Below are 4997 nucleotides of genomic sequence, written 5' to 3' on the forward strand. Positions count from 1 at the left end.
GTCACGACTCGCGCCATGATGACCACCCACCGCAACCGTTTCTATGGTCGTGACGATGAACTCACCGATGCCAGATCGCCAGCGGAACCGGCAATCTCGGCGGTCCGAGGCGGAGCCTCAGTAGTACGGCAGCCGCATTTCGCTGTGTGAGCTGGGCTGATGCGTAGAGTCGATGCGATCTTGTGATGGCTTCCGGCGCTCATGAGAGCAGCCGCCCATGATCATGTCTGTGTGAAGAGAACAAGATCGGGAGCGGCTGCAGTCCTCATCGTAGAGGCCCGCCGCGTCCAGCGGCACCTGGATCAGTTAATGATCGCCATAGCGTCGCTGTTCCCACGGATCGAACCACGCCTCCAAGCCCGCAAATACCTCCTGGCACTGCTGTCTGACCTGCCCAAACGCAACGGATGGACGATCGCCGAGTGGGTGGGCGACCGGCAACCGGACGCCACCCAGCGCCTGCTCAACCACGCCCGCTGGGACACCCTGGGCGTCATGAGCGCGATCCGCCGGTTCGCAGTCGCAGGCCTGGACCACGCCGCCGGACCGGGCGTCCTGGCGATCGGCGCTCTGGATGAGTCCGGGCAGGAGAAGAAGGGATCAGCCACGGCCGGTGTCAAGCGCCAGCACATGGGCTGCGCGGGCGGAATCGACAACGGCATCAACACCGTGCACCTGGCCTACGTCCGGGCCGGCAGCGGACACGCATTGATCGCCTCCCGACAGTGGATCCCCGCCGAGCAAGTCGCCGACCCCGTCGCGGCGGTGACCATGGGCCTGCCGCTTGACCTGGCCTTTCGCACCAAGGGCGAGCTGGCCATCGACCTGCTCACCGACGCCTACGCCGACGGGATGAGCGTCGACTTCATCGCCAGCGATGAGGTGTACGGCGCCTGCACCAGCCTGCGCCACTTCCTGCAGGAGCACGCTCAGGCCTACGTACTGCGCGTCCGCTCGTCCTTCACCCTCACTCTCGGCGCCGAGACGGCCATGACCTGCGCGGACGTGGTCGCCAAGCACCTCAAGCAGAAACGCAAATGGACCATCCGATCGGCCGGGGCCGGCTCCAAGGGCGAACGCACCTACGCCTGGGCCTGGATCGCAACCGCCAGCCCCGTGCACCACCTGCTGATCCGCAAGCACCGCAAGACCGGGGAACTAGCCTTCCACTACTGCTTCATCCCTATCGGCCGGCCGGTCACGCTGTCACGCCTGGTAGCCGCCGCCGGGCTGCGCTGGCCGGTGGAGGAAACGTTCGAGTTCGGCAAGGATCTGTTCGGCCTGGACCAGTCCCAGGTCCGCCTCTATCACGCGATCCTGCGGCACACTGTGCTGGTCATGGCCGCCCTGGCCATCTGCGCCGTTGCCGCAGCAGCCGCCCGCCGCCGCACCGACACCCAAGCACCGCCCCCAACGCACCCTGATCAGGCTCCGCCGGCCGATCCCGGCATGATCCCGCTGACCGTCGCCGAGATCAAGCGCCTGTTCAACGCCGCCACCACGACAACGCGATCACTCCTGCACGCCGCCCATTGGTCGGCCTGGCGACGACGGCACCAGGCCCGCGCCCGCTGGTTCCACCAACGCGCCCGCCTGGCCACCGCATATGCCCTGCTCAGCTAGCGAAATGCGGCTGCCGTACTAGCTCAGAACGAGGCATGGGAGAAGGTAGCATTCGCGCTGTCAAGGCCAAGCGCAATTGACGAAGCAGTAGTACGAGAGATGGAGGCGAGAGCCGCCGGTTTCCATCGCCTCGAAGAAATGCTCCCCGCACACACGATTTACAAAGGGCTGGCGGCCCACCTGAACGAAGTCGGAACCATCCTGAACGGCACAGCCACAGATCCCAAAGACGAGCTTCGCAGACGCTTGATCGTGGTTGCCGGCGAAAGCAGCGTGCTCGCCGGTTGGATCGCAACCGACCTGGGAAACGTATCAGCAGCTCGGAACTTCTACGACACGGCCGAGAAAGCCTCCAAAGAGGCCAATGACCCGGCCATCATCGCCTGCGCGTTCGGATATAGAAGCTACATACCGAGCGGCAAAGGAAACCATGGGCGGGCGCGCTCGCTCCTGGCAACCGCGCTCCAGCATTTGCCCATGGATACTTCACCTGGCACCACATCGTGGCTGGCCGCGAGACACGCGGAAGAGAGCGCGGCACTTGGAGAAAAGGAAGCGGCCCTTCAGTCCTGGGCTGACGCCAACGAAGCGTTCAATATCGCCGATCCAGAAGAGGATCGCGTATGGACAAGATTCCTCGACCGGGACCGCTTTGACTCCTTCCAGATCTCAACCTACGCTCAAATCGGCCGACTGGACGAAGCCGAGCAGGTAGCGCGTGCTGTCATAGCTCGCCTGCCTGAGGTAGAACGAAAGCGCGCAGGCATTATTCTCGGCGACATCGCCACTGCTCATATCGTGCATGGCTCAGTGAAGGAAGCTGCCAAAGCAGCAAGGGAGGGTCTCGCGATCATCCGTGAGACCGAGTCAGGCATATGGCTACCGCGATTTATCGTGCTCGCAGAGTCACTCAGGCGCTGGCAGACTCAACCACCAGTCCGCGCGTTCCTGGAAGAGCTGGCCGTTACGAAGCGTCAGTTCTCTGCGTCTCCGCGCTAATCCAGTCCAGGTAATAGTCGCTGGCCGCAGAAATTTCAGTTGCGATGATTTCCGGCGTCTCGTAACTGTGGTTGGCTTTGATGTGGTTTTCGAGCGCGGCGAGTAGAGCATGTGTGGTCTTGATGACCAACTGCCATTCCTGCTCGTCGCGCAAAGAGCCCTTCCACCAATACAGGGACCGAATCGGCCCGATGATCTGTACGCCAGCGGCCAGACGTTGCGAGGTGATGCTACGCGCCAGGGCAGCGCCTTCATCGGCGCTGGGCACAGTGGTCAGGACCTGCATGTAACCCTTCACAACCCAGTCCCCTTGAGCCGAAAGTGTGATCATGTAGGTCTCACAGTAAGCCTATGACCTCGTCTACGTGGAGGGGCATGCTGACCAGGCTGCTACCTACGACCTGCTGCCAGCCTTGGATGGGATCTTCAAGCTAGGGCTTCGGCTTCGACGGCTCTCGATCGGTGGATTTCGGGTTACCGAAATCCACATTAGGATCGTGAAATAGTGCATAACTTGCATCCGGCTACACGTTTGACGGGCCATACTGAATCCGAAAGTCCTTCTCTCATCGTGCAATATGTCCGCATGAGGGAAAGAGTTAGATTAAGTCGAGGAGCATGGGATGCCTGAATTAGTGATAGTACTAGCACTCATTATCGCCGCCGCTCTCGGTTCTATTGTAATTTATCGCCTTCGGATCCGGAGACTCGGAGCACCGGTTCTCCTTTCGGGGCCACCACCAATCAACATGATCGGTCCTGCAAACCCAGAGCAAGTGGCTCTAGAAGCAGAAACAATGCGCAAGCAGTTGCGGCGAGCCGTTCGGGCCGTTCGCGCGGCGGTCGATCGAGCTCCGCAAGAAGGCTTAGATGCAGGCCCTCTACCCGAGTTCGTAGCAGACATCGAGGTACAGTCTAAGATATTAGACGAGCTATTAGAAGCCTATATTGACCAATGTCGATCCTATCAAATTGTAGATGTCGTAGGCCGTAATGCGACAGTCGCCTTAAGCGATTTCTATGTCGAGCTTATGCAGTCATGCTCGAAGCTTCATGTGGCGCTCCTCATAGCTCGACGTCTTGATGTACCTGCCAAAGGGATCGAAAGTATCGAGCTTCGGTCAACTATTGATCGCCCTCTTATTTATCCCCTACAGCCAGATTATAAGTTGTTGGCGGCATCGAGTGGCTCCCCCACACAGTATCCCAAAGCAGCGGAAAGTGCACTAAAGGGGTCAGTATTAGCTCATATCGAGGCCGCGAGGGACGTAAACAGTCAGGTGCTTCCCGTAATGGCTTACCTGGAAAACGAATCAGGAAATCTACGCTTGGAAACAGCGTTAGTGGATGTTTTTGAGGCGTTTGATCTTGATGATCCCGAATGGGGACAGTCCGTTCGAGGGTCATGGTTCCGTGCCTTGTTTGCCCGCAGCAGGAAGTTCGCACAATCCGATGTCGCTAAAGAAATATATGGTGAGACGCGGCGCGCTCTGGAACTCCGAGCTCTGCATGAGGTCCAGGCTAATGTGGACGAGAAGAAATGTACTTCAGTGAAAGGACTTATTGAGGCCCTTGCCGACCAGCAGAACGCGGTAATTATGATTGGATCTATCTTGTTGTTAAAAGACGCCGGGATGCTTTGTGTCCGAGATCTCACACAGCAGGAGTTGATCCACTTGGAGCGCAATCCCATGCTGCTTCGCGATCCGCACGCTCTATTTAGGGCCCTTCAAGAGCTTCCAAGTAACGAAACGAGTTAGTCAAATAGGCAGGCCACCGCGACGAGCGGCGGTGGCCTGTTGGCCGGGGTCAGCCGGGCCCTACTTCGTTCGGTACACGCAGCCACACCTGCAGGCTGACGGCGCGAATCTCAGTCGCGTCGCGGAAGCAGGTGGGGTAGAGCAGGTTCTCCAGGGCGTCGCCGTTAGGCACGCTGCGGTCAGGTATGGCCAGAGCTGGCACCTCGACAACGACCCGCCACTCGTCGGGACCGCATTGGTTCAGGACAGTGCCCGGCAACCACGGCCACAACTCGCGATCGTCGTTCTGGTCATCGCGTAGGGGATACCTGACGAGGACGGGGGTGTCCTCGGGGAAACGCCCGTCGTTGTCGTCGGGAAGGTACTCGTTGATCATGGGTTCCTCTCCCACCCGAGGAGGAGCTTCGGGAGCCAATTTTGGGAGCCAGCGCCTTACAGCTCCCTCAGACCTCCCGCGTCCTCCCCGGAGTGTTCTCTAAGGTGAGAGGCCCTCTCTGCCAAGGTTTGTTGAGACAGATGCCACTAAAGTTCATCTGAGTGATGAGGGTGAGTAAGGATCTCAACGAACCGTGAGCACGACACTGGCCAAGCGCCCGCTGCCGAGGATCGTCCATG

Annotated in this window: 5 protein-coding genes; 3 read left to right on the forward strand and 2 right to left on the reverse strand. The window is 59.7% G+C overall.

The genetic code is table 11. The features are described from left to right. Window positions 1-309: 309 nt before the first annotated feature. Window positions 310-1623, forward strand: a complete 1314-nt coding sequence (locus ACTWPT_RS59405; protein ID WP_443186376.1) for an IS701 family transposase — start codon at window positions 310-312, stop codon at window positions 1621-1623. 99 nt (window positions 1624-1722) lie between these two features. Then, entirely contained in the window at window positions 1723-2622 is a 900-nt protein-coding gene (locus tag ACTWPT_RS59410; protein ID WP_443186377.1) for a hypothetical protein, read from the forward strand. Here the strand turns inward: ACTWPT_RS59410 and cutA are convergent. Beyond that, the gene (gene cutA / locus ACTWPT_RS59415; protein WP_443186378.1) at window positions 2588-2953 is read right to left on the reverse strand and encodes a divalent-cation tolerance protein CutA; all 366 of its coding nucleotides are present in this window, start codon (window positions 2951-2953) and stop codon (window positions 2588-2590) included. The genes ACTWPT_RS59410 and cutA overlap by 35 nt on opposite strands. 292 nt (window positions 2954-3245) lie before the next feature. Between cutA and ACTWPT_RS59420 the strand changes: the two genes are divergently transcribed. Next, on the forward strand, window positions 3246-4382 hold the full coding sequence (locus tag ACTWPT_RS59420) for a hypothetical protein (protein ID WP_443186379.1): 1137 nt from the start codon (window positions 3246-3248) through the stop codon (window positions 4380-4382). Window positions 4383-4431: 49 nt separating this feature from the next. Here ACTWPT_RS59420 and ACTWPT_RS59425 read toward each other — a convergent pair whose 3' ends face one another. Beyond that, the gene (locus ACTWPT_RS59425; RefSeq protein WP_443186380.1) at window positions 4432-4758 is read right to left on the reverse strand and encodes a hypothetical protein; all 327 of its coding nucleotides are present in this window, start codon (window positions 4756-4758) and stop codon (window positions 4432-4434) included. Between the last annotated feature and the right edge of the window lie 239 nt (window positions 4759-4997).

This window comes from Nonomuraea sp. 3N208 (assembly GCF_052245935.1).
In the GTDB taxonomy this organism is placed as follows: domain Bacteria; phylum Actinomycetota; class Actinomycetes; order Streptosporangiales; family Streptosporangiaceae; genus Nonomuraea.

Bases quoted from the DNA above. Each gene is read 5' to 3' on its own strand.
- ACTWPT_RS59405 (WP_443186376.1), top strand. From the start codon at position 310: ATGATCGCCATAGCGTCGCTGTTCCCACGGATCGAACCACGCCTCCAA.
- ACTWPT_RS59410 (WP_443186377.1), top strand. From the start codon at position 1,723: ATGGAGGCGAGAGCCGCCGGTTTCCATCGCCTCGAAGAAATGCTCCCC.
- cutA (WP_443186378.1), bottom strand. From the start codon at position 2,953: ATGATCACACTTTCGGCTCAAGGGGACTGGGTTGTGAAGGGTTACATG.
- ACTWPT_RS59425 (WP_443186380.1), bottom strand. From the start codon at position 4,758: ATGATCAACGAGTACCTTCCCGACGACAACGACGGGCGTTTCCCCGAG.
- ACTWPT_RS59420 (WP_443186379.1), top strand. From the start codon at position 3,246: ATGCCTGAATTAGTGATAGTACTAGCACTCATTATCGCCGCCGCTCTC.